Raw genomic sequence first — 23,622 nt, forward strand, 5'->3', positions numbered from 1 at the left:
CGCGGTGACGGTTCGCGCCAGCGGCCCTCGGCCTGAGCCGCCAGGACGGCGTCGGCGCCATCGACGCTACAGCGGGGAAGTCGACAGTAAGCACCGACCCCAGAACAAGCGACCCGAAGTGAGGTAGTTGTGCCGAACCGACGATCTGCACAACCTGTCCAGAACGAGCTACCGGGCCTCCCCATCGCGGCCCAAGGGGCGGTCCTGCGTCCACTGAAGGCGTCGGAAGTGGTTGCCCGCGAGGTCGTGCGCGACATCAGCGCCCAGCGGCTGCAGCCAGGCGACAGTCTCGACTCCGAGGCCGTCATGCTGAAGAAGTACGGCGTGAGCCGCGAGTCGCTGCGCGAAGGGCTTCGGCTCCTTGAGGTGCAGGGGATGATCTCCATCCGTCGCGGACCGGGCGGTGGCCCCATTGTCGGGAGCATCGACCCGGCGAACCTTGGTCGAGTCGAGGCCCTCTTCTTCCACCTGGCCGGCGCAACCTACGACGAACTCTTCGCCGCCTGGGTGCTCGCCGAGAGCACACTGGCAAGGCTGGCCGCGGGCAACCGGAGCAAGAAGATCCGGCGGGAGGCGATGGCTCCGTACCTCGACCGCAACGCCCATCTCGACCAGCACGAGGACCTCGAGTACTTCGTCCAGGGACACGAGGGCTTTCACAGCGCGGTGGCCGCTCTCGCCGGCAACCGTGTTCTGCAGCTGACCTTCCGGGCCTACGGTCTGCTGGTCGCGCATCACGTCGCTACCGTCGGAGACCCGCGGCTGATCGGCGATGCCCTGGCGGATGACCACGTCAAGCTGGCGCAGGCGATCGCCGACGGCGACGCACAGCTTGCTGAGGACCTCATGGAGAGGCACCTCAACCACGTGATCGCCATCAATCGGGAGCAGCTCGGTGAGCTGGTGGAGGGGCCCGTCGAGTGGCTCTGAGGCGCCTGCGCGCGGGCTTTGACGTACGAGATTAGGAGAGACATGCTTTTCCACCAAGCGATTGCCCGTGCGTTGGCAGACAACGGCATCGACACCGTCTTCGGTCTGCTCGGCGACGCGAACCTCTACCTCATGAACAGTTTCGAGCGCGATGCCGGCGGAAGGTTCCTGTCGGTGTCGCATGAGGCTGGTGGGGTGCTGGCGGCGAACGGCTATTTCCGTACCACCGGGCGGATCGGCGTCGCGACGGTGACCCACGGCCCTGCGCTGACCAATATCGTGACTCCGCTGGTGGAGGGGGTGCGGGAGCGGACCCCGATCCTCGTGGTGGCCGGCGACACGGCGGTCGTCGACCGCGAGAACTTCCAGAACATCTCGCAGCGCGACATCGTGATGCCGACCGGTGCCGGCTTCGAGCAGGTGCGTTCTCCCGCGACGGTCTGTGAGGACGTCGCGGTCGCGGTGCGGCGGGCCTACCTCGAGAAGCGGCCGATCGTGCTCAACGTGCCGGCGGACTTCCAGTGGCAGGAGGCGGAGTACACCCCGCTGCGTGGCGAGCGGTGGGTGGCGCCGCAGCAGGTGCCGCCGTCGCCGGCGGCCATGGACTCCGCCCTGGGCATCATCGCCAGTGCCCAACGGCCGGTCGTGCTGGCCGGTCGTGGCGCGGCGGACCCCGAGTCGCGCGCGGCGTTGCTGCGCCTGGCACATCGGATCGGAGCGCCGGTGGCTACCACGTTGCGCGCGCGTGATCTGTTCCGCGGGGAACCACACAACCTCGGCATCTGTGGCACGTTGTCGCACGAGATCGCCCTGGAGACGCTGACGAAGGCCGATTGCCTGATCTCTTTCGGCGCCGGGTTGAACAAGTGGACGACCGCGGAGGGCTCCGTTCTCGACGGCAAGGCCGTCGTCCAGGTCGACGTCGAGCGGGAGGCGCTGGGCCGCTTCCAGGCGGTGAACGCCGCCGTGACGGGTGACGCCGGCGCGGTGGCGGATGCGATGGTGGAGCTGCTCGACGAGGCGGAGGTGAAGCCCACCGGTTTCGCTTCGCCAGAGCTCGCGCAACGGCTTGCCGCGTACACCGACAAGAACTTCAAGGATCTGAGCACCGACGAGACCGTCGACGTGCGCAGCGCGATCCATCGCGTGGACGAGGTCTTTCCGCAGGACCGGGTCCTGGTCTTCGACGCCGGGCGGTTCATCTTCAACTGCTTCACGAGGTTCCACGTGCAGCACCCCAACGACTACATCCACACCAGCAACTTCGGCTCCATCGGCCTGGGGATGGGCAACGCCATCGGCGCCGCGACCGGATCCGGCAGGCCCACGCTGCTGGTCACCGGCGACGGTGGATTCATGCTCGGCGGACTGGCGGAGTTCAACACCGCGGTACGCCACAAGCTGGACCTGGTGGTGGTGATGTTCAACGACAGCGCCTACGGCGCCGAGCACATCCAGTTCCGCAACAAGGGCATGGATCCCACGCCGTCGATGTTCGACTGGCCGGACTTCGCGCCCGTCGCCGACGCGCTGGGCGGTAAGGGCTACACCGTGCGCAACCTCGACCAGCTCGACGCCGTGCTCGCGGAGCTGCCCCAGCGGGATCGTCCGGTGCTCATCGACATCAAGGTCGACCCGGACAAGGTCGTCATCGGACACTGACCGGCCAATTTCGGCGCCCGACGTCACGGCCGCCACGCCTCCTTCCGTCTGTGGGGCGTGGCGGCCGTGCCGGTACGCCCCGCGGCGGCGACTGCATCGTTCCAGGTCACCCCGGCGCTGGGAATGCTCTACGAACGGACGGGCGACGAGCACTACCGGCGCGCGGCGCTCGCCTAGGTCGAGGCAGTGCAGACCGGGCCGCGGACCAGCGGCGGGTTCCTGTGCATGAACGCCGCCGCATCGGAGGTCTGGATCGACGAGGTTTACCCGGTGTGCGGCGCACTGGCCATGTGGGGACGGATCGTCGGCCGGACGGACTGGGTCGACGAGGCATACCATCAGCTGCTGATCTGTGGTCGTCGCCTGATCGATCCCGCCACCGGCCTCGCCCGTCATCGGACTCCTTCCGTGGATACCCCCGCCTTCAGGCGGGGGAGGAAACGGAACGCCTGCGGAGTAGGGCAGGGATAGCCGATCCGCCGCCAAGGCGGTTCGGCGGGTACCCGCATGTCACCGCCAGATTCGATAGATAGCTTGCTATCTTGTGGTCCGTGGCCAGGACCGTGAAGCGGGCGTTCAAGTTCCGCTTCTACCCGACCGACGCGCAGGCCGCCGAGCTCACGCGCACGTTCGGCTGTGTTCGCAAGGTCTACAACCTGGCGCTGGCCGCGCGCACCGAGGCGTGGACGCTGCGCCGCGAGCGGGTCGACTACAACGCCACCTCGGCGATGCTGACCGCGTGGAAGAAGACCGAGGAGCTGGCGTTCCTGGGCGAAGTGTCCTGCGTGCCGTTGCAGCAGGCGCTGCGGCACCTGCAGGTGGCGTTCACGAACTTCTTCGCCAAGCGTGCCCGGTACCCGACGTTCAAGAGCAAGAAGAAGTCGCGCCGGTCGGCGGAGTACACCACCAGCGCGTTCCGTTACCGCGACGGCCAGCTCACCCTGGCGAAGATGACCGACCCGCTGGCCATCGTCTGGTCGCGTCCCCTGCCTGAGGGAGTGACACCGTCCACGGTGACCGTCAGCCAGGACGCGGCTGGACGTTGGTTCGTGTCCCTGCTCTGCGCCGACGTGATCGAGCAGGTCCCGGCGTCGAACGCGGCGGTCGGCGTGGACGCCGGCCTGGACAGCCTGCTCACCCTCTCCACCGGGGAGAAGGTCATCAACCCGCGGCACGAACGCGCCGACCGGGCCCGGCTGGCCCGCGCCCAGCGGGAGCTGGCCCGCAAACAGAAGGGCTCGGCCAACCGGGCCAAGGCCCGGCTCACGGTCGCCCGTATCCACGCCCGGATCGCCGACCGCCGGCGCGACCACCTGCACAAGCTGACCACTCGGCTCGTTCGTGACAACCAAACGATCGTGATCGAGGACCTGGCCGTGCGCAACATGGTCAAAAACCACCGCCTGGCCCGCGCCATCTCGGACGCGGCGTGGCGGCAGTTCCGCACCATGCTGGAGTACAAGGCCGCCTGGTACGGCCGCGAGGTGATCGCGGTCGACCGCTGGTTCCCGTCCAGCAAGCTGTGCTCGGCCTGCGGGGCGCTGGCCGACAAGATGCCGCTGACCGTGCGGACGTGGACCTGCCGGTGCGGCACGACCCACGACCGCGACGTCAACGCGGCGCGTAACCTTCTGGCCGCCGGGCTGGCGGTGACGGCCTGTGGAGCCGGTGTAAGACCTCAACGGGAGTCCTCCCGGACGGGGCGGTCGGCGGTGAAGCAGGAAAACTCTGGGGCGACCCAGGGAATCCCCGCCCTTTAGGACGAGGAGGATGTCAAGTGTGGCGTGAACGACCGAGCTTCTTCCTGCTCGCCGCCCACCAGCTTCGCGCATCGTTGGGCCTTCCGGATTCGTATGCCGGCGTGATGGTCGAATCCTGACCGGAGGAGTGCTGTCCACAGTCGTCGATCCTCGCGGGTTGTCGGCTTCCGGCGCGGGGACGTTCATACCCGCATAGCCGCCCAGCTCCTGCAGGGTCGGTTCCGGTATCACGCTTGCGATCGGCCTTGCTTCACCGGCGGTGCTTGGCGACGCGTTGGCTGGTTGCGCGGAGAGTGGAGCCGGCGCTCACGGTGATGAGGACGCCGGCGTCGCCTACAGCGCATCGTGCTCCGGGTAGTGAGCAGCAGCCGATCACGTCGACCACATCACCATCCACGCCCAGGCTCCCGCAGAGTGGGGAACCGACAACGCCCGGCCACGGGAGGGGCGTTGCATCGCCGGCCATAGTCACCTCGACAAGCGGTCCCTCCGGTAGTGGTGGCCGGAGTATCTTGACTTATTCATCATGAGAAATTACCGTGAACTCAGTTCGGCGGCCTCGATGCCTGCCTCACCACAGATGGACCGGAGGTCATCGTGACGCCCAACCCGACACCCGGTGCGGACGCCGACGTCGCCCCGGTGCGTCCCGGAGAGGAGCTCGACTGGGCCGCGCTGGAGGTCTTTCTGCGTCGTGAGCTTCCGGAGCTCTCCGGCGAGTTCAGGGTGTTCCAGTTCCCGCGTGGTTCGGCCAACCTGACCTACCAGGTTCGCCTCGGCGAACAGCGGCTCGTCGTACGCCGCCCTCCGTTCGGCCACGTCGCTGCCGGCGCTCACGACATGGGTCGTGAGTTCCGCGTCCTGTCGCGGCTGCACCGGGCATACCCACGGGCGCCACGGGCGCTGCTGTACGGCGAGGACTCCTCGATCATCGGAGCCGAGTTCTTCGTCTCCGAGTACCGCGCGGGGATCGTGGTCTGGGACCGTGTCCCTCCCGCGCTCAGTGCCGACCCGGACGCCAGCCGGCGCGTCGGCCTTGCGGTCATCGATGCGCTGGCGGACCTGCACGCCGTGGATGTCGCCTCCTGCGGGCTCCAGGACCTGGGCCGTCCGGACGGCTACCTTGACCGGCAGCTCGCCGGCTGGCAGAAGCGCTGGGCTGCCGTGGAGGAGTACTCGCTCCTCCCCGATGCCGAGGCCACGACCGCGCTGATGCGTGAGGTCGCCGCCCGGCTGCTCGCCGGAAAGCCCAGGAGCCAGAAGGCCGGCATCGTGCACAACGACTTCAAGATCGACAACTGTCAGTTCAGTTCCGGTGACCCGGACCGGGTGACCTCGGTGTTCGACTGGGACATGGCCACGACCGGCGACACCCTGTGCGACCTGGGCACCCTGTTGAACTACTGGCCCGACCACACCCTGCCCGCCGACTCCGCGGGTGTGTTCATCGCCGCGTCGGCGACCCGCAACCTCGACCTGCCGTCCCGAGCCGAGGTCGTGGCGCGCTATGCGCGAACAAGCACGCTCGACCTCACCGACATCGACTGGTACGAGGCGTTCGGGTGTTGGAAGACCGCGGTCATTCTGCAACAGCTGTATGCGCGCAGCGTCCGCGGCGAAACGCCTGACGAGCGCATGCGTCAGCGGGGGGAAATGGTGGCGCCGCTGGCGCGACGAGCTCTCGCCCTCCTCGGGGGCCTCTCCTGAGGTCACCGAAACCCAAACCGCGAACCCTCTCCGGACCGGCCGGAGTCACCGAGGAGAAGACCAATGAAGACTGGAACGCGACTCGTCAGCGTCGTGTGCACCACTGAAGTCATGGTGATCAAGGGAGCTGATGTGGTCCTCGAGTGCGGCGGAAGCCCCATGGTCGAGGCCGGAGCGGACCGCAGCGGGGATGCCACCGCACCCGGTCTGGGCGGTGGCACCGAACTGGGCAAGCGCTACACGCACGCGGAGTCCGGGCTCCAGGTGCTGTGCGTGAAGCCCGGCGTCGGCACCCTCACCGTGGGCGGTGCGCGGCTCGAGCAGCTCGTCCACAAGCAGCTTCCTTCCTCCGACTGAGGTCGCTCGATGAACCTGACGATGCTTCTGGACATGGCTGCCCAGGCCGACGGCCAGCGGGTGGCGGTCGTTTCCGGGGATGTCCGCCTCACCTATGTCGAGTTGGCGGCGAGGGCCCAGGAGTACGCCGCGGCGCTGCAGCGACGCGGGCTTCGTGCCGTGGCCTACGTCGGCGTGAACTCGCCGGATGCGGTCGCCCTCATGTTCGGGGCCGCGATGGCGGGCATGCCGTACGTGCCCGTCAACTACCGCTGGACGGACGCGCAGATCGCGGCCGCGCTGGAGCAGATCACCCCGGTCGCCGTGGTCACGGATCAGCAGTGCGCCTCCCGGATACCGTGGTCGGCCGGCGTTTCGTGGCTCGACGTCCCCACCGGCGGGCCACGTGCGGAGCCGGTCGATACCGACGACGAGTCGCCCGCCGTGTTCCTCTTCACCAGCGGCACCAGCGGCCCTCCGAAGACCGCGGTGCTGCGCAACCGCCACCTCGTCCCGTACGTCATCGGCACCGTCGAGTTCCACAACGCCTCGCCGGACGAGGCGATCCTCGTGTCGGTCCCGCCGTACCACATCGCCGGGATCAGCTCCGTGCTCACGTCGGTGTACGCGGGGCGCCGCATGGTTCAGATGGCGGCGTTCGACCCGGTGGAGTGGGTACGCGTCGCACGCGAGCAGGCCATCACGCAGGCGATGGTGGTCCCGACGATGCTCAACCGGATCCTTGACGTCGTCGAGGCCGACGGGGAGGGCCTGCCGGCCCTGCGGCACCTGTCCTACGGCGGAGGCCGGATGCCCGCCGCTGTCGTCGAACGTGCCATGGCGTTGCTGCCGGACCTGGACCTGGTCAACGCCTACGGGTTGACCGAGACCAGCTCCACCATCACCTTGCTCAGCCCTGAGGACCACCGCGCGGCGGCCGCCAGCGATGACCCCGCCGTGCGGGCGCGGCTGGCCTCGGTCGGCAGGGCGCTTCCCACCGTGGAGATCGAGATCCGCGACGAACGTGGCCGGGTGCTCGGTCCCGGCGAGGTCGGCGAGATCTGGGTGCGTGGCGAGCAGGTGTCGGGTGAGTATCTCGGCCGTACGGTCATCGACGCCGACGGCTGGTACCCCACCCGGGACCATGGTCATGTCGACGCCGACGGCTTCCTCTTCCTGCACGGACGGGCGGACGACGTGATCGTCCGCGGGGGAGAGAACCTCTCGCCCGCCGAGATCGAGGATCGGTTGGTGGCGCACCCGGCGGTGGCGGAGGCGGGTGTCGTGGGTGTCCCGGACATCGAGTGGGGCGAGCGCGTGGAGGCGTTCGTCGTCCTGGCAGCGGGCCAGGAGGCGGACGTGCGCGAGCTCCAGGAATGGGTACGGGCCGGGCTTCGGTCCACCCGGGTGCCGGCGGCTGTCCATTTCCGCTCAGAGCTGCCCTACAACGAGACCGGCAAGCTGCTGCGTCGAGTCCTGCGGGCCGAGTTCACTGCCGCGTCGTCCGGGTGACAGCGCAGGTCCCCGAATAGTGCGCGCCGGGTGAGCGCACTTCAGGCATCGAGGAGAGCAGGAAAGATGAGAATCTGTGAGGACCGCGTCGTCATCGTCACCGGCGCTGCGGCCGGCATCGGGCGCGAGCATGCCCTCGAGTTCGCCCGACAGGGCGCCAAGGTGGTGGTCAACGACGTCACCTCGCCCGACTCGGTGGTGAAGGAGATCCTTGCCCTCGGCGGTGAAGCCGTTGGCAACAATGACGACATCTCCGAATGGGACGGCGCCCAAGCTCTCGTAAGGGCCGCGCTCGATGAGTTCGGCGAGCTACACACGGTCGTGAACAACGCCGGAATCCTCCGGGACAAGATGCTGGTCACCATGCCGATCGAGCACTGGGACGCAGTGATCAAGGTCCACCTGCGCGGCACCTTCTGCGTCACCCGGCACGCCGCGGCGTACTGGCGGGAGCGGGCCAAGGCCGGCGTCCCCATGCCACACCCGCGGGTGGTGAACACGTCCTCGCCCTCCGGCCTGTTCGGCAACGTCGGACAATCCAACTACGGGGCGGCCAAGGCCGGCATCGCGGCGTTCACCGTGATCGTCGCCGACGAACTCGCGAAGCTCGGTGTCGCCGTCAACGCCATCGCGCCGACGGCCCTTACCGACATGACCGCAGGCCTCGACGCATATGTCGCCAGCGTGCGCGAGGAGAGCGCCCGGACGGGCTTCGACGTAGGCTCACCCGCCAACATCTCGCCGATCGTGGCCTGGCTCGGAAGTGCGGAGTGCCAAGGCATCACCGGTCGTGTATTTACCGTCAAGGGCGGTGAGATCAGCGTCGCCGAAACCTGGGTGAAGGGCCCCACCGTCGCCAGGGACGGCCGCTGGGAGGCCACGGAGCTCGGCGCCGTGCTTCCCGATCTGGTGGCCCGGGCACGTAAGAACAGCCAGATCAACGGGGCGCCTCGGCCATGACAGGGGAGGCGACAGCGACGAAGGTCTTCCGGACCATCGATGAGTTCCGTGCCGCCCAGGGGCAGTTGCTCGGCGTGAGTGACTGGCTGGAGGTCACCCAGGCGCGGATCGACGGCTTTGCCGAGGTCACTGAGGACCGGCAGTGGATTCATGCGGACCCGGTGAAGGCGGCTGAGGGGCCGTACGGCGCCACGGTCGCCCACGGATACCTGACACTCTCCCTGATCCCGGTGCTGGGAGGAAAGATCTTCCGGGTCGACGGCCTCCGGATGGCGATCAACTATGGCGTCAACAAAGTTCGATTCCCGCAGCCGGTCACTGCCGGCTCCCGGATCCGGGCAGTCGCCACACTCGTCAAGGTCGCAGACGTTGCCGCCGGAGTTCAGGGCATCGTCCGGTACGTGATCGAGATCGAGGGGCAGGACAAGCCGGCCTGCGTCGCGGAGACCGTCCGCGTGATGGTGCCGTGACAATCGCACCGTCCACTTAGTTGTCGACGCGAACCGGAACCTCCACGCCCACGGTCAGGCCCGGACGGGTCCCGGAGCGTGCGCGGGTGATGCGCGGTGCGTGCGGGCTGTTGTCCAACAGGAGAGTTCCGACACCCCGCTCTGTATGGGATGAGCCACAATAGACGGAGGATACCCCGTGCCCGAGGCAGTAATCGTTTCGATGGCCCGCTCGCCCATCGGCCGGGCCAACAAAGGCTCACTGCGTGACGTCCGTGCGGATGACCTTGCCGCGCTCATGGTACGTGAGGCGATGGCCAAGGTTCCTGAACTCGACCCCGGTGACCTCGACGACCTGATGCTCGGCTGTGCACAGCCTGCGGGCGAGCAGGGGTACAACCTGGCCCGGGTGGTGAGCGTACTGGCCGGCCTGGACCACCTCCCGGGCGTCACCGTGAACCGATACTGTGCGTCAAGTCTGCAGACCAGTCGAATGGCCTTGCACGCGGTCAAGGCGGGTGAGGGTGAAGCCTTCATCTCCGCGGGAGTGGAGACCGTGAGCCGCTACGTGAACGGCAAGGCGGACGGCATGGCGGACACCCACAACCCGGTGTTCCTCGAGGCCCGGGAACGGACTCGCCGGGCGGCAGCAGGCGGACAGGCGTGGAGCGACCCCCGTCAGGAGGGGGTGCTCCCCGACATCTACATCGCAATGGGATTGACCGCCGAGAACGTCGCGCAGGTCAGCGGGGTGACCCGTGCGGAGCAGGACGAATTCGCCGCGCGCAGTCAGCATCTCGCCCAGGCCGCGATCGCCGAGGGGTTCTGGGCCCGTGACATCACGCCCGTCACCCTGCCGGACGGCGGTGTCCTCGCAGCCGACGACTGCCCGCGCAAGGGTGTCACCCTGGACGGGCTCGCGGCGCTTGAGCCTGTGTTCCGCCCTGACGGCACGGTGACCGCTGGGAACTGCTGTCCGCTCAACGACGGTGCGGCCGCACTGCTGATCATGTCGGACTCCAAGGCTGCTGAGCTGGGGATCGCTCCACTGGCGCGAATAGTCGCCACCGGAGTCAGTGGGCTCTCCCCTGAGATCATGGGTCTCGGACCGGTGGAAGCCTGCGAGAAGGCCCTGCATCACGCGGGCCTGAGCATCAACGACATCGACCTGATCGAACTCAACGAAGCGTTCGCGTCCCAGGTGATCGCGTCGGCGCGGGAACTCGGCATCGACCTCGACAAGGTGAACGTCAAAGGTGGCGCGATCGCTCTCGGTCACCCGTTCGGCATGACGGGTGCCCGTCTCACCAGCACCCTGGTCAACGCGCTGCAGTGGAATGACAAGCAGCTCGGAATGATCAGCATGTGCGTGGGTGGCGGACAGGGCATGGCGATGATCCTCGAGCGCCTCTCGTGACGAGGTGGCACTCGTAGGCAGGCGCAGAATTCACTGAGGAGCCGGTATGGCGGAGAACGCAGTTGTCACGTACGAGGTGCAGGGTCCGGTCGCCAGGGTGACCCTGAACCGGCCGGAATATCGGAACGCGCAGAACTCCCGGATGACCTACGCCCTGGATGACGCGTTTCAACGGGCGACCGATGACCCGAACGTCAAGGTCATCGTGCTGGGTGGTAGCGGCGACCATTTCAGCGCCGGCCACGACATCGGCACCCCGGGCCGCGATGTCGACCAGACCTTCGACCGGCGCGCGGTGATCTGGTGGGATCACACCGACCGTCAAGGTGGGGATCAACGGTTCGCCCGCGAGTCCGAGGTCTATCTCGGGATGTGCCGGCGGTGGCGCGAGATTCCCAAGCCCATGATCGCCATGGTGCAAGGAGCGTGCATCGCCGGCGGCCTCATGCTCGCCTGGGCATGCGACTTCATCGTCGCTTCGGACGACGCGTTCTTCGCGGATCCGGTCGTGCGGATGGGGATCCCCGGGGTCGAATACTTCGCTCATCCATGGGTGATGAACCCGCGAGCGGCCAAAGAGTTTCTGTACACCGGAGACCGGTTCAACGCCCAACGCGCCTACGAGCTGGGGATGGTCAACCGGGTGGTGCCGCGCGATCAGCTCGAGGCAACCGTCCTGCAGATCGCTGCCCGCATAGCGGAGATGCCTTCGTTCGGGCTCGCCCTCACCAAGAAGGCCGTGAACCAGGCCGAGGACACCCAGGGTCTCCGGGTCGGGATGGACTCGGTCTTCGGCCTCCACCACTTTGCGCACGCCCATAACGCCGAGGTTTCGCAGGACTCTCTCGCAGGTCTGGATGCCCGTGCCGTCGCATCGTCCTACAAGCAGGAGCACCGCCGGGCCGACTGAACCTCTGACGCGCACCGCAGCATGTGCGACACGTCCGCCGGAACACACACGTCCGACCGGAGAAAGAACTCGTAGCACCATCGAACAGCCGTGGAAAGGACCAGACACATGACGAATCTCGCTGACGAGGTCACGGAGCTCGAAGCGCGTCGGTGGGAGGCGTTGCTCAGTAGCAGCGTCGAGCACCTCGACCAGCTCTTGTCCGACGGTCTTGTCTACACGCACTCCAACGGCATGGTCGACACCAAGCAGGGAGTGATCGAGCGACTGGCCAGCGGAGCCCTCCGGTACACCTCGATCCGGCCGTCTGACCAGCGGGTGCGGCTCTTCGGTGACGTCGCGGTGGCGACGGGACATGCCGTGATAGACACGGAGGCCAGCGGTGCGGCACTGACGTCCGTGGTGCGCTACAGCGCTGTCTGGACACGCGAGAATGGGAGCGTGCGACACATCTGCTGGCACGCCTCACCGGCAAAGGCCTAAGAGGTCGTTTCCGCGGCCTGCGGGCGAACGCACGCAGGCCGCGTGGCGTGACCGACCGTCCGGCACCCACCGGCGGGGCACGGGCCGGCTTGTTCGACGACTCGTACCCCGCGCAGCCGCCCCTTCGCGGAGCGCCGGTCTAACGGGGGGCCATCCGCAAGGCGCCATCCATCCGGATGGTTTCGCCGTTGAGATAGTCATGTTCGACGATCATCGACACCAGACGGGCGTACTCCTCCGGACGGCACAGCCGCTGCGGGAACGGTACTCCGGCGGCGAGGCTGGCGCGGAAGTCGTCGCCGATGGTCGCGAGCATGGGGGTATCCACGATGCCGGGAGCGATCGTGCATACCCGGATGCCGGTGCTGGCCAGGTCGCGGGCCAGCGGCAGGGTCAGGCCCGCGATGCCGGCCTTGGACGCGGCGTAGGCGGCCTGCCCGATCTGGCCTTCGAAGGCCGCCACCGAGGCGGTATTCACGATGATTCCCCGCTGCCCGTCGGCGTCCGGTTCGGTCTGCGCGATCGCCGCCGCTGCCCGGGAGGCAACGGTGAAACTACCGATCAGGTTGACCTCGATGACCCGGCGGAAAAGGCCGATGTCGTGCGGCCCGGACCGGCCGAGTACGCGCGCGGCGGTCGCGATGCCGGCGCAGTTCACCGCCACCCGCAGCGCCCCGAGGCCCGCCGCCTGGTCCACCGCCGCCCGTACCTGGTCTTCGTCGGTGACATCGGCGGCCACGAAGGTCACACCGTCGGCCGGCTCCGCCTTCTCAATCGCAGCGGGCAGATCCAGTGCCACGATCGAGAATCCTTTTCCGGCGAGCTCCCGGGCGGTCGCGGCCCCCAGCCCGGAGGCGCCCCCGGTCACGAGCGCGACGCTGCCGTCAGCGCGCATCACTTCACCGCCGTCCGGTCGTCGACGACCCCGATGACCGGGGCGCTCCCGGCGAGGAGTTCCCCGCTGGTGCCTTCGAAGATATGCATTGCCTTCGCCCTTCTCCTGTACCGTTCCATCCGTTGACCGTGGGTGTATCAGCAGTCGCCGAGCACTCGGACCGTGTCGGCGTCGACCCTTATGGCGTTTCCCGTGAGTAGCCGCCGGCGTGCGTCTACCGGCCGTACGGCAGCGGCAGCCTGGCCTCTTCGGGCCGGCCGATCGCGTCCATGCGCGCCTCGTCGCGGCGAACAATCGTCGTGGCCGAGCCGGTTTCCCGACCGTGAGGTCGCCTCGTGAGGCGCCCTGTGGCCAGTCATGCGCCCAGGAGGTGGCGGGCCATGACGATGCGCTGTATCTGGTTGGTGCCCTCGTAGATCTGGGTGATCTTGGCGTCGCGCATCATGCGTTCCAGCGGGTGGTCCTTGACGTAGCCGTAGCCGCCGAGCAGTTGCACCGCGTCGGTGGTGATCCGCATCGCCACGTCGGAGGCGTAGCACTTGGCCGCGGCGCCGAAGAACGACAGGTCGGGGTCTGCGCGTTCGGATTTGGCGGCGGCGGCGTACACCATCTGCCGCGCCGCTTCGAGGGTCATGGCCATGTCGGCGAGCATGAACTGGATGCCCTGGAACTCCGCGACGGCCTTGCCGAACTGGCGGCGCTCCCTCACATACGCGACGGCGTGGTCGAGAGCGCCCTGGGCGATGCCCAGGGCCTGGGCGCCGATCGTGACGCGCGTGTGGTCCAGGGTGCGAAGAGCGAGTTTGAGCCCTTCACCGACCTTGCCGACCCGGCGGTCGTCGCCGATGCGGACCTTGTCGAAGAACAGTTCGCGGGTGGGGGAGCCTTTGATGCCCAGCTTGCGCTCGGGCTCGCTGAAGGTGAAGCCCGCATCTCCTTCTTCCACGACGAACGCGGTGATGTTGCGGCCCCGTTGGCCGGCCGGGTCGGTCACGGCCAGCACCGTGTAGTAGTGGGAGACGCCCGCGTTGGTTATCCAGGACTTCTGTCCGGTCAGTACCCACCCGTCGCCGTCGGGCACGGCGCGGGTGCGCATGCTCGCGGTGTCCGAGCCGGCTTCGCGCTCCGACAGGCCGTACGAGAACATCGCCTCGCCGCGTGCCACCGCGGGCAGATAGCGCCGCTTGACCTCGTCCGAGGCGGCGAGGATGAGCGGCATCGTCCCGAGCTTGTTGACCGCCGGGATCAGCGAGGAGGACGCGCATACCCGCGCGATCTCCTCGATGACGATGCAGGTTGCCAGCGCGTCGGCGCCGACACCGTCGTACTCCTTTGCGATGTGCGGCGCGTGGAAGTCCGTCGCCCGCAGCGCGTCATAGGCCTCGATGGGAAACCGGGACCGCTCGTCGACGTCGGCCGCGTACGGGGCGATCTTGTTCTCCGCCACGACGCGGACCGCGGCGCGCAGGTCGTGGTAATCGTCGGGCAGGTGGAACAGGTCGAACCGGGCCGTGCGCACGGACGGACCCCCTCAGACGTTGCGGCGGTACTGGCCGCCGACCTCGAAGAACGCTTCGCTGATCTGTCCGAGTGAGCAGTAACGGACGGCGTCCATCAGCGCGTCGAAGACGTTGCCGCCGGTGGTGGCCGCGGTCTTGAGGCGTTCGAGGGCGGCGGGGGCCCGGTCGGCGTGCCGGGTGTGGAAGTCGGCGAGCCGGTCGAGCTGGGACTGCTTCTCGGCGTCGGTGCCGCGCGCCAGCTCGATGGCCTGCACCGGTTTGTCGGTGTCCTCGGCCAGGAAGGTGTTGACGCCGATGATGGGCAGCGAGCCGTCGTGCTTGCGGTGCTCGTACAGCATCGACTCGTCCTGGATGCGGCCGCGCTGGTAGCCGGTCTCCATCGCGCCGAGGACGCCGCCGCGGTCGGCGAGGCGGTCGAACTCGGCGAGGACGGCCTCTTCGACGAGGTCGGTGAGCTGGTCGACGATGAAGGAGCCCTGCAGCGGGTTCTCCGTGTCGGACAGGCCCCACTCGGCGTCGATGATCATCTGGATGGCCAGGGCCCGGCGCACCGACTGCGCGGACGGAGTGGTCACGGCCTCGTCGTAGGCGTTGGTGTGCAGGCTGTTGGCGTTGTCGTAGATCGCGCACAACGCCTGCAGGGTGGTGCGGATGTCGTTGAAGTCCATCTCCTGCGCGTGCAGCGAGCGGCCCGAGGTCTGGACGTGGTACTTGAGCTTCTGGGCGCGCTCGCCGGCGCCGTACCTGTCGCGCATCGCGATGGCCCAGATCCGGCGGGCGACCCGGCCGATGACGGTGTACTCGGCGTCCATCCCATTGGAGAAGAAGAACGACAGGTTGGGCGCGAAGTCGTCGACGTTCATGCCCCGGGCGAGGTACGCCTCGACGTAGGTGAACCCGTTGGCGAGCGTGAACGCGAGCTGGCTGATCGGGTTCGCCCCGGCCTCGGCGATGTGGTAGCCGCTGATGGACACCGAGTAGAAGTTGCGCACCTGGTGGTCGATGAACCACTCCTGCATGTCGGCCATGCAGCGCAGGGCGAACTCGGTGGAGAAGATGCAGGTGTTCTGGCCCTGGTCCTCCTTGAGGATGTCGGCCTGTACGGTGCCCCGTACCGTCGCGCACGTCCGCGTCGCGATCGCCTGCCGCTCCTCCTCGCCCGGCTCGCGGCCGTGCTCGTCGACGAACTTCTGTACCTGCTGGTCGATGGCGGCGTTGAAGAACATCGCCAGGATCGCCGGCGCCGGGCCGTTGATGGTCATCGACACCGAGGTGGTGGGGGAGCACAGGTCGAAGCCGGCGTACAGCTCGCGCATGTCGTCGACGGTGGCGATGGATACCCCGGAGGTGCCGATCTTGCCGTAGATGTCGGGGCGCTTGTCGGGGTTGCGCCCGTAGAGGGTCACCGAGTCGAACGCGGTCGACAGCCGGGTCGCCGGCTGGCCGGCGGACAGCAGGTGAAAGCGGCGGTTGGTACGGAAGGCGTCGCCCTCGCCGGCGAACATCCGAGCCGGCGCCTCCTCGGTGCGCTTGAACGGGAACACCCCGGCGGTGAACGGGAAGTAGCCGGGCAGGTTCTCGCCGCGCAGGAAGCGCAGTAGTTCGCCCTCGTCGCCCGTGCGGGGCAGCGCCACCCGGGGCACCTTCGTGCCGGACAGGGTGGTGCGCGTGAGCGGGGTGCGGATCTCCTTGCCGCGGACGGTGTACACCTGCTCGTCGCCGTCGTAGCGGGCGCGCACCGCCTTCCACTGCGCCAGCAGTTCGCGCACGTCGCCGTGCAGGCTGGCCTCGGTGCGCTCCAGCAGCGCTTCCACCGACTTCGCCGCTTCGGGGTCTTGCGTAGACAGCAGGTCGCGGGTGGCGGCCAGGTGCTGGCGGCGCCGTACGAGGTCCACCTGCTCGGCGGTGGTGGCGTGGTAGCCGTGTACCGTCTGGGCGATCTCGGCGAGGTACCGTTCCCGGCCCGCGGGCAGTACCGACCGCAGTCCGGTCGACGTACGCCCGGCAACCGTCGGCAGCACGCCGGTGAACGCCGGCAGGCCGTGCTGGCCGAGCAGGTGCTTGAGCTGGTGGTACAGCGCGGTCACGCCGTCGTCGTCGAAGCGGGCCGCGCTGGTACCGAACACCGGCATCTGCTGCCACGGAGTGCCGAACTGCTCGCGGTTGCGCACCAGTTGGCGGGCCACGTCGCGCAGCGCGTCCTCGGCGCCGCGGCGCTCGAACTTGTTGATGGCCACCACGTCGGCCAGGTCGAGCATGTCGATCTTCTCGAGCTGGCTGGGTGCGCCGAACTCGGGCGTCATCACGTACAGCGACACGTCGGCGAAGGGCACGATCGCGGCGTCGCCCTGCCCGATGCCGGGGGTCTCGACGATGACCAGGTCGTAGCCGGCGGCCTTGCAGGCGGCGACGATGTCGTCGAGGTGCGCGGGCACCTGGGCGCCCGGGGTACGCGTGGCCAGCGAGCGGAAGAAGGCCACGCCGGGGGTGATGCTGTTCATCCGGATCCGGTCACCCAGCAGTGCGCCGCCGCGGCGGCGGGTGGGGTCGACCGCGAGGACGGCGACCCGTACCTTGTCCTCGCTGTCGCGGCGCAGCCGGCGCACCAGTTCGTCGGTCAGCGACGACTTGCCCGATCCGCCGGTGCCGGTGAGGCCGAGCACCGGGACGGTGCGACCGTGGGCGGCGCGCCGCACGGCGGCGGCCAGGTCGGCGTCGGCGCCGGCCTCCAGCACGGTGATCGCTCGGGCGAGTGCGGCGTCGTCGCCGGCCAGCAGCGCGTCGATCTCGGGACGGTGAGCGGACAGGTCGACGTCGCAGTCGCGGATCAGCTCGTTGATCATCCCGGGCAGGCCGAGGCGCTGGCCGTCCTGCGGGCTGAAGATCCGCACCCCGCGCTCGGCCAGCAGCGCGATCTCGTCGGGCACGATGGTCCCGCCGCCACCGCCGAAGACCCGGACGTGCCCGGCCCCGCGCTCGGCCAGCCGCTCGACCAGGTAGCTGAAGTACTCGACGTGGCCGCCCTGGTAGGAGGAGACCGCCACGCCGTGCGCGTCCTCCTGCAGAGCCGCGGTCACCACCTCCTCCACGCTGCGGTCATGGCCGAGGTGGACGACTTCGGCGCCCTGGCTCTGCAACAGGCGTCGCATGATCGTGATCGCCGCATCGTGCCCGTCGAACAGGCTGGCCGCGGTCACGAAGCGCACCGGGTGCACCGGGACGTGTAGGGCGGGGGAGGGCGGCTTCGACTCGCTCATGGCACTCCTGAACCGGGGCTGTCGAGGTGGCGCGGGATGGCGAAATAGTAGGACGGCCAAATATATGATGTCCACGAAATGTGACGTGTCCACTAGGATTGCCCCGTGCCCGCTCCCGACCGCCTGCCCATGGACCCCATCGCCGAGGCGCGCCGCCAGTGGATCGCCCACGGCTGGGTGGACGCCGCGGACGGGATGGCGGCGGTCACGTCGCTCATGCGTGCCCAGCAGATCGCCCTCGCCCGCGTCGAGTCGGTCCTCCGCCGGCACGGCGTGACCTTCGCCCGTTACGAGGTGCTCATGCTGCTGTACTTCAGCCGCGCCGGGTCGCTGCCCATGGCCAAGATCGGCGAACGCCTCCAGGTGCACCCGACCAGTGTCACCAACGCCGTCGACCGGCTCGAATCCGCCGGACTCGTGCGGCGCACCGCGCACCCGACCGACCGCCGCGCCACGCTCGTCGAACTCCTCGACAACGGGCGGGAACTGGCCATGAAGGCGACCGAAGAACTCAATGCCGAGGTCTTCAGCACACCCGGCATCTCGCCGACGGGAGTCGGCTCGCTGATCGCGGTACTCACCGAGATGCGCCGCGGCGCCGGTGATTTCTGAATTGGGTCCGTCGGGACCGCCTGATCTTTAGGTGACGCCACATGTCACTGATGATCATGCGGTGACCGTCTCCGTGCGCGCCCGGCCTGCCGAGGTCACGAACTGCGGCTGCCGTACCAAACGGAGCCTGCTTCGACGCGGTGGTGACCCACGTCTACGACCTGCCGGGAGCGCAGGCGGCGTACCAATGTGCGCTCAAGCCCGCGCCGACGACTCGAGGTCTGGCTCAGTATCGACAACGAGTGTGAGTTGCGCGGTCCCAGCTCACCGGCTGCAGGCTTCCGCTCGGCACGGGCGCCTGCGGCCGGTGAGCGTTTCCCGACCGGGGGAAGTGGCTCGCGGGCGGGACCACAGCAGTTCGGGCCTTCAGCCTCGTGGCTCAAGGCTCCTCCCCGACGGGCGCCTATCTCGCGGCGGCGTCCTGCCCAGCAAGGTAACCGAAGGTGACTCCGAGGATGATCGTACCGCCGGCGCCACCGTAGAAGCCGTTGGTCGCCGCACCTCCGACGTTACCGGCGGCGTAGAGCCCGGGGATGACGGCGCCCCGGGGGTCGAGCACGCGCCCCTTGGCGTCGGTTCGCGGGCCTCCGATGGTGCCGATGGCGCTCGCCTCGACCTTAACCGCGTAGTACGGCGGCGTGTCGATCGGGCCGAGAGTCCCGCTCGGCGGGTTGTCGAGGCACGGTCGCATCATCCTGGTCAGCATTGGCACGAGCTGCTTGCGCATCCGCTCGGGGTTGCGGGCCCGCGCGATGCGCCCCATGACACGGCCGGCGATGGGGCCGATCGCCTTGGCGATCGCCAGGCGGGCGCGGTGGGCCCTCGACGGGGCCCAGGCGCTCGGGGAGTACGTGCCGAGGAAGACGTTGTGGTCACCGAAGAAACGTTCGAACGTGCTTGTGCCGCGGTTGAACCAGGGGTCGCGTCCCAGGGTGGCCTCGGGGTTGAACTCCCGGACCGTTCCGACGAGGCCCTCGGGGTCGATCCCGCACTTGCGGGCAAGTTCCTCCAGAGTGTCGGCGCGCACCACATTCGGCGGGTAGCTACCGCCGGGAGGCGCACTCAGGAAGCTGTAGTGCTGGTGGTAGTACTCGTCGAAGATCATCCAGACCGATGCGTTCGGCATCTCCCCCGTAGTGGGGTCGGCCTGCCGCATCACGGCACCCAGGTCGTTGTACGAGACCGCCTCGTTGGCGAACCGCTTGCCGCTGCTGTTCACCATGATCGTGTGTGGCAGCGCCCGCTCGCCCTGAACGAGACGGCTGATCGGCGTCCCCTCCATCTCCTCGCCGGGCACCTGGATGCCGGGCATCCACCAGGCCTGGTCGATGGCGACGAGGTCGGCGCCGACCTCCTCGGCCATGCGCAGCGCGTCTCCGTAATGGCCTCTGGGACTGATCTGGATGGGGAACGAGGCCCCCAGGTGCTTCGCCGTGAAGTCGCCCGAACCTTCGAACCCACCGCTGGCGAGGATCACTCCCTTGGACGCCTGCACGATCTGCTCCCGGCCACCGGAGTCGACGGCCACGCCTGTGACTCCTGCCTTGCCGGTAAGGAGCCGCGTCGCACGAGCCTCAGTGCGCACGACGACCCCCTCCCGCAGACATCCTTCGAGGAAGGCGCCGACCATGGCGTAGCCGGCCATCCAGACGTTCTGGATCCCATTGATGACCCAAAGCGGCAGCGGGTTGCGTGCCATGCCGGACTTCTTCGGAGGGCGTACGAGCGCCGCAGCCTCACCCAGCACCTCAGGCGGGAATGGTCCGGGGAACAAGGACCGGTAGTTGGACGCCCCTGGGATGTCCGAGGTGTAGTCCGGCCACACCACGGGGATCCAGCTGAGGTATGTCCGCTCCTCGACGAAACGCGCGACCTTCGGAGCCGTGTCGATGAAGGCGTCGACGACCTCCGGGTCCAGGATCTGGTCGCGCCCCTGACCGAGGATGTAGGTGCGTGCCGCCTCAGGCGAGTCCGACGTCTTCAGCGTCTTGTAGGAGTACTGGTGGTTCGGCACCCACACGGCTCCACCCGAGATCGCCGAGGTGCCACCGAGCAACGGCTCCGACTCGAGCACCAGGACGCGGGCGCCCCGCACTGCGGCACTCAGGGCGGCCATGAGTCCTGAGGCTCCAGATCCGACCACGACAACGTCGACCTCGTCCGGGAGGCCGGCGTCTGCAACCGAACCGATGACGCCGCCTCCAGCGCCAACGTCCATGTTCATCAGCGTCCTCACTCGTCTCGGTCGATCAAGTCATTTTCCTCATAATAAAAAGACGTCAGGGTCGCGTCAACGCCCCGAGGTTCGGCCCGCGACCACTCCCGGGAGGCTCGCGCGAAGCGCTGGCCCCGTTCTTTCTGGCGCAGAATCGGCAGCCAGGACCCGCATTCAGGCCAACAAGCAGCAACCGCTCGGCTCGGCCCCTGAACCTCGTTGAGCGGCGGATCAAGCCGCTGTTCGAGGCCGGCTGGACGCTCGTTTGGGGACGACGGGTTCGATGCCGACGGGTCGTCCCGGAGTAACGGAGTGAGCAGCCAGAACGCAGCCAGGATCGCGAGCGAGACCAGCGACAGCAGGTCGAACCGCCGGCCGTACCCCACGAGAGGGATCACGCCGCCGAGGATCCAGGGCCCCAGACCCGCCGCGAGTTCGACGGACAGGAAGTACGTCGCGGCAGTCGCCGCCGTGTCCGACGGCGGGACGCCCCGCAGCACCATCACCGGACCCACCTGGCGCACCCTGCCGCTGGCTGCTCCGCACAGCGCTCCCATCAGGGCGAAGCCCATGGTGTCCATCGCCGGTCCCATTAGGACGATGCCGACCGCCATCAGGACGAGGCCCCCGTACAGCAGCGGTCGCGTGCCGCGCCGATCGGCCGGTCTGCCCACCACCGGTCGTATGGCGAGCATGTGTGCGGAGTACGCCAGCCCGAAGAGCGACATGGCCGCCCCGAGCGGAACTACGCGGACGTCGATGAACCGATGGATCCCACGCGCCCGCGAGGTACGAGCCCGTGGCCGGACCGGTCGCCGGCAGCGATGCGTCGAATCTCCCGACCGGGTAGGTGACGGTGACCGGAACGATCATGGTGAAGTTCGGCGACATGCTCGCGTTGCCCGCCATGGCACACGCCAGGCTGCGCGTCCCCAGCCGGGGTCGCCGTACGTGCGCCGTCGTCGCCTCCACGCCGCGGTGCTTCCCGGTCGCTCCGGCACCCGGGCCAGGGCCTCCGGGGCCATCGTCGTGGCGAGGTCGGCATCACCTCACGTGAAGCCGAACGCCGGGCCCCCGGCCGAGGTGCTGACAATCCATCGACGAAGCCGGTGGTCATTGGTCGCCGACCCGGGTGCATTGGTCTATGTCCCCTCTGCGGCGCGCAAATTAATATCATGAGAAATGTTGACAGTGAGACTCCCAGCGCACAGACTCTCGCCTGTAACGGCTGTCACACCGAACACGCGATCGGCACGAGCAGCCAAGGTCCCCGTCGGAGGCGCAGTCTCGACAGGTCAGGAGGCATCCTCGGATGAGCACGCATGGCTTGGCCCGGCGCTGGGTCAAGGGCTCCGCCCCCGCAGCGGTCGCAGTCATGGCGCTGGCCGGCTTCGCCGAGCAGACCGCGCGAAGCGGCGGTTCGGCCGGGGCTGGGACGGGTGTGCCGTTCGGTGCCTCGATCGAGGAATGGCACAAGGCCTTCGCCGACGACCTGACCGGGTACCTGGACACGGTCTACCGGGAGGCGATGAAGCAGGTCCGGCCCTCCTGGAGCGCGCTACCGAACAGCGCATCCGAACGGGAGCGGCAACCGATGAATCAGCACGACAGCGTGCATGTCATCGACCTCGACATCGACTCCGCCGTCATGGCCGGGCTCTACGATGCCGCATCGGCGTGACTTTCGCGCACCGGGACCGCTACCGGGCCCGCCCTGAACCGGGCGCGACGCACTTCTCGAACAGCAACCACCTTGTTGCAAGGCGTTGAGGCTGTCCTGTCCTCAAGCGGCGGATCGCCGGCGTGCGCCTTGCCGGGCAGCCAGGAGGCCGTATGGGCCACGTTTCCACATCCACCATCGACTCCCCGCCGATCCCGAAGGCGGCTACCTCGCCACCCACCGTTCGGGAGCGACTTGCCGCGCTGGGCCAGGGGAATCTCATCGCCTGCCTGACAGTGGGCATGATCATTGTCAGCGGGATCTTCGTCGACGGCATGTTCACTGTCGACAACTTCGCCACGCTCGCCCGCCTCAGCGCTCCGCTGGGGATCCTCGCCCTGGCTTCCGCGATCGTCATCATGACCAAGAACGTCGACCTCTCGGTCGTCGCGGTCGTGGGCATCGCGGGTATGGCCACGGTCCACCTCTGGAGCAGGTACGGCTTCAGTGAGCTGACGGCTGTCCTGACGGTCGTGTTGATCGCCGCGGTCATCGGGTTGCTCAACGGCTGGCTGGTCGCATACGTCGAAATTCCCGCGCTGTTCGTGACGCTCGGGACCTGGAAGCTCTTCGAAGGCGTCTTCAACGTCACCCTGTTGAAGAACCAGAACTACATACTTCCCCGCGACTCCTCGTTGTTGGCCTGGATCGGACACGGGTACGTGCCGATCGCAGTCGCCGCACTGGTCTTCGTCGGCGGCTGGGCCTTCATCAAGCACACCTCCCACGGTCAGTTGCTGCGCGCGATCGGTGACAGCCCCGCCGCTGCCCGCCTGACGGGTGTTCCGGTCCGTCCGCTCGTGGTTTCGGCGTTCGTCATCGCAGCCCTGCTCGCCGCGCTCGTCGGTCTGCTCGTACTCGGCATCAACGGTGGCTACAGCAAGGCCTACGGCTCGGGCCAGGAACTCATGTTCAACGCGATCACCGCAGCGGTCATCGGGGGCGTCTCGCTGACCGGCGGCAAGGGGACGATCTTCGGGGTGCTGGCCGGCACCGCCTTCATCTCGGTCTTCGTGAACCTCATGACGCTGTTGAACGCGAGTGTCGTCACGAGCGTCGTCGTCCAGGGACTGATCCTGCTCGCCGCCCTCGCCTTCGATGCCTGGCTCAATCCCCGGGACGAGGAAACGGCGAAGTCGGACGATCTCTGATTCTCCTCCTCCACCTGCTCGACACTCATATCGCATCAGGACGGCCATGAAGAAACTAAGAATGATAACCGCAATCATCGCTCTCGCGGCGGCCCTGAGCACCACGGGCTGCACTGTCAGCGCGGA

The 23,622-nt window shown here is 68.1% G+C and carries 20 protein-coding genes; 15 read left to right on the forward strand and 5 right to left on the reverse strand.

The features are described 5' to 3' along the window. Positions 1-228 precede the first annotated feature (228 nt). From ACNTMW_RS13775 to ACNTMW_RS13830, 12 genes are all read left to right on the forward strand, one after another. Positions 229-930, forward strand: coding sequence for a FadR/GntR family transcriptional regulator (locus tag ACNTMW_RS13775; protein WP_426633905.1), 702 nt, complete (start codon positions 229-231; stop codon positions 928-930). 42 nt (positions 931-972) lie between these two features. Next, complete coding sequence (locus ACNTMW_RS13780) at positions 973-2,592, forward strand: thiamine pyrophosphate-binding protein (protein WP_426633906.1); 1,620 nt, start codon at positions 973-975, stop codon at positions 2,590-2,592. A gap of 186 nt (positions 2,593-2,778) precedes the next feature. Then, a complete protein-coding gene (locus ACNTMW_RS13785) occupies positions 2,779-3,063 on the forward strand; it encodes a glycoside hydrolase family 88 protein (RefSeq protein WP_426633907.1) in 285 nt (94 codons plus the stop codon). Positions 3,064-3,143: 80 nt separating this feature from the next. Continuing rightward, positions 3,144-4,352 carry an RNA-guided endonuclease InsQ/TnpB family protein gene (locus ACNTMW_RS13790; RefSeq protein ID WP_426633908.1) on the forward strand — a complete coding sequence of 403 codons (1,209 nt, stop codon included), beginning with the start codon at positions 3,144-3,146 and terminating at the stop codon, positions 4,350-4,352. Between the two features lie 597 nt (positions 4,353-4,949). After that, entirely contained in the window at positions 4,950-6,059 is a 1,110-nt protein-coding gene (locus ACNTMW_RS13795; protein ID WP_426633909.1) for a phosphotransferase family protein, read from the forward strand. 63 nt (positions 6,060-6,122) lie between these two features. Then, complete coding sequence (locus ACNTMW_RS13800) at positions 6,123-6,416, forward strand: hypothetical protein (protein ID WP_426633910.1); 294 nt, start codon at positions 6,123-6,125, stop codon at positions 6,414-6,416. A 9-nt stretch (positions 6,417-6,425) separates the two neighbouring features. After that, positions 6,426-7,907 carry a class I adenylate-forming enzyme family protein gene (locus tag ACNTMW_RS13805; RefSeq protein ID WP_426633911.1) on the forward strand — a complete coding sequence of 494 codons (1,482 nt, stop codon included), beginning with the start codon at positions 6,426-6,428 and terminating at the stop codon, positions 7,905-7,907. 30 nt (positions 7,908-7,937) lie between these two features. Further along, positions 7,938-8,867 carry an SDR family oxidoreductase gene (locus ACNTMW_RS13810; protein ID WP_426633912.1) on the forward strand — a complete coding sequence of 310 codons (930 nt, stop codon included), beginning with the start codon at positions 7,938-7,940 and terminating at the stop codon, positions 8,865-8,867. Between the two features lie 65 nt (positions 8,868-8,932). Continuing rightward, positions 8,933-9,337, forward strand: coding sequence for a MaoC family dehydratase (locus tag ACNTMW_RS13815; RefSeq protein WP_426633913.1), 405 nt, complete (start codon positions 8,933-8,935; stop codon positions 9,335-9,337). Positions 9,338-9,515: 178 nt separating this feature from the next. Next, the gene (locus tag ACNTMW_RS13820) at positions 9,516-10,733 is read left to right on the forward strand and encodes an acetyl-CoA C-acetyltransferase (RefSeq protein ID WP_426633914.1); all 1,218 of its coding nucleotides are present in this window, start codon (positions 9,516-9,518) and stop codon (positions 10,731-10,733) included. A gap of 46 nt (positions 10,734-10,779) precedes the next feature. Then, entirely contained in the window at positions 10,780-11,643 is an 864-nt protein-coding gene (locus tag ACNTMW_RS13825; protein WP_426633915.1) for an enoyl-CoA hydratase, read from the forward strand. A 108-nt stretch (positions 11,644-11,751) separates the two neighbouring features. Continuing rightward, entirely contained in the window at positions 11,752-12,126 is a 375-nt protein-coding gene (locus ACNTMW_RS13830) for a nuclear transport factor 2 family protein (protein WP_426633916.1), read from the forward strand. Between the two features lie 139 nt (positions 12,127-12,265). On the opposite strand, the gene ACNTMW_RS13835 is transcribed toward ACNTMW_RS13830, so the two are convergent. The 3 genes from ACNTMW_RS13835 to icmF all read right to left on the reverse strand — a co-directional run bounded on the left by ACNTMW_RS13835 (position 12,266) and on the right by icmF (position 17,798). Continuing rightward, positions 12,266-13,021 carry an SDR family NAD(P)-dependent oxidoreductase gene (locus ACNTMW_RS13835; RefSeq protein ID WP_426633917.1) on the reverse strand — a complete coding sequence of 252 codons (756 nt, stop codon included), beginning with the start codon at positions 13,019-13,021 and terminating at the stop codon, positions 12,266-12,268. A 355-nt stretch (positions 13,022-13,376) separates the two neighbouring features. Beyond that, entirely contained in the window at positions 13,377-14,540 is a 1,164-nt protein-coding gene (locus ACNTMW_RS13840; protein WP_426633918.1) for an acyl-CoA dehydrogenase family protein, read from the reverse strand. Between the two features lie 12 nt (positions 14,541-14,552). Continuing rightward, a complete protein-coding gene (gene icmF / locus ACNTMW_RS13845; protein ID WP_426633919.1) occupies positions 14,553-17,798 on the reverse strand; it encodes a fused isobutyryl-CoA mutase/GTPase IcmF in 3,246 nt (1,081 codons plus the stop codon). Between the two features lie 105 nt (positions 17,799-17,903). On the opposite strand from icmF, the gene ACNTMW_RS13850 reads away from it, so the two are divergent. After that, positions 17,904-18,410, forward strand: coding sequence for a MarR family transcriptional regulator (locus ACNTMW_RS13850; RefSeq protein ID WP_426633920.1), 507 nt, complete (start codon positions 17,904-17,906; stop codon positions 18,408-18,410). A 403-nt stretch (positions 18,411-18,813) separates the two neighbouring features. On the opposite strand, the gene ACNTMW_RS13855 is transcribed toward ACNTMW_RS13850, so the two are convergent. After that, complete coding sequence (locus ACNTMW_RS13855) at positions 18,814-20,526, reverse strand: FAD-dependent oxidoreductase (protein WP_426633921.1); 1,713 nt, start codon at positions 20,524-20,526, stop codon at positions 18,814-18,816. Between the two features lie 116 nt (positions 20,527-20,642). Continuing rightward, complete coding sequence (locus ACNTMW_RS13860) at positions 20,643-21,353, reverse strand: MFS transporter (RefSeq protein WP_426633922.1); 711 nt, start codon at positions 21,351-21,353, stop codon at positions 20,643-20,645. A 647-nt stretch (positions 21,354-22,000) separates the two neighbouring features. Here ACNTMW_RS13860 and ACNTMW_RS13865 point away from each other — a divergent pair. Both ACNTMW_RS13865 and ACNTMW_RS13870 read left to right on the forward strand, forming a co-directional pair. Next, positions 22,001-22,306 carry a hypothetical protein gene (locus ACNTMW_RS13865; protein WP_426633923.1) on the forward strand — a complete coding sequence of 102 codons (306 nt, stop codon included), beginning with the start codon at positions 22,001-22,003 and terminating at the stop codon, positions 22,304-22,306. A gap of 152 nt (positions 22,307-22,458) precedes the next feature. After that, the gene (locus ACNTMW_RS13870; RefSeq protein WP_426633924.1) at positions 22,459-23,496 is read left to right on the forward strand and encodes an ABC transporter permease; all 1,038 of its coding nucleotides are present in this window, start codon (positions 22,459-22,461) and stop codon (positions 23,494-23,496) included. Positions 23,497-23,622: the final 126 nt, after the last annotated feature.

Source organism: Planosporangium spinosum (assembly GCF_049999945.1).
GTDB classification, from domain to species: domain Bacteria; phylum Actinomycetota; class Actinomycetes; order Mycobacteriales; family Micromonosporaceae; genus Planosporangium; species Planosporangium spinosum.

What these genes read in the sequence shown, in the direction of transcription:
- ACNTMW_RS13780 (WP_426633906.1), top strand. Translation starts at nt 973, where the DNA reads ATGCTTTTCCACCAAGCGATTGCCCGTGCGTTGGCAGACAACGGCATC.
- ACNTMW_RS13800 (WP_426633910.1), top strand. Translation starts at nt 6,123, where the DNA reads ATGAAGACTGGAACGCGACTCGTCAGCGTCGTGTGCACCACTGAAGTC.
- ACNTMW_RS13805 (WP_426633911.1), top strand. Translation starts at nt 6,426, where the DNA reads ATGAACCTGACGATGCTTCTGGACATGGCTGCCCAGGCCGACGGCCAG.
- ACNTMW_RS13825 (WP_426633915.1), top strand. Translation starts at nt 10,780, where the DNA reads ATGGCGGAGAACGCAGTTGTCACGTACGAGGTGCAGGGTCCGGTCGCC.
- ACNTMW_RS13830 (WP_426633916.1), top strand. Translation starts at nt 11,752, where the DNA reads ATGACGAATCTCGCTGACGAGGTCACGGAGCTCGAAGCGCGTCGGTGG.
- ACNTMW_RS13835 (WP_426633917.1), bottom strand. Translation starts at nt 13,021, where the DNA reads ATGCGCGCTGACGGCAGCGTCGCGCTCGTGACCGGGGGCGCCTCCGGG.
- icmF (WP_426633919.1), bottom strand. Translation starts at nt 17,798, where the DNA reads ATGAGCGAGTCGAAGCCGCCCTCCCCCGCCCTACACGTCCCGGTGCAC.
- ACNTMW_RS13855 (WP_426633921.1), bottom strand. Translation starts at nt 20,526, where the DNA reads ATGGCCGCCCTGAGTGCCGCAGTGCGGGGCGCCCGCGTCCTGGTGCTC.
- ACNTMW_RS13860 (WP_426633922.1), bottom strand. Translation starts at nt 21,353, where the DNA reads ATGTCGCTCTTCGGGCTGGCGTACTCCGCACACATGCTCGCCATACGA.
- ACNTMW_RS13865 (WP_426633923.1), top strand. Translation starts at nt 22,001, where the DNA reads ATGGCGCTGGCCGGCTTCGCCGAGCAGACCGCGCGAAGCGGCGGTTCG.
- ACNTMW_RS13870 (WP_426633924.1), top strand. Translation starts at nt 22,459, where the DNA reads ATGGGCCACGTTTCCACATCCACCATCGACTCCCCGCCGATCCCGAAG.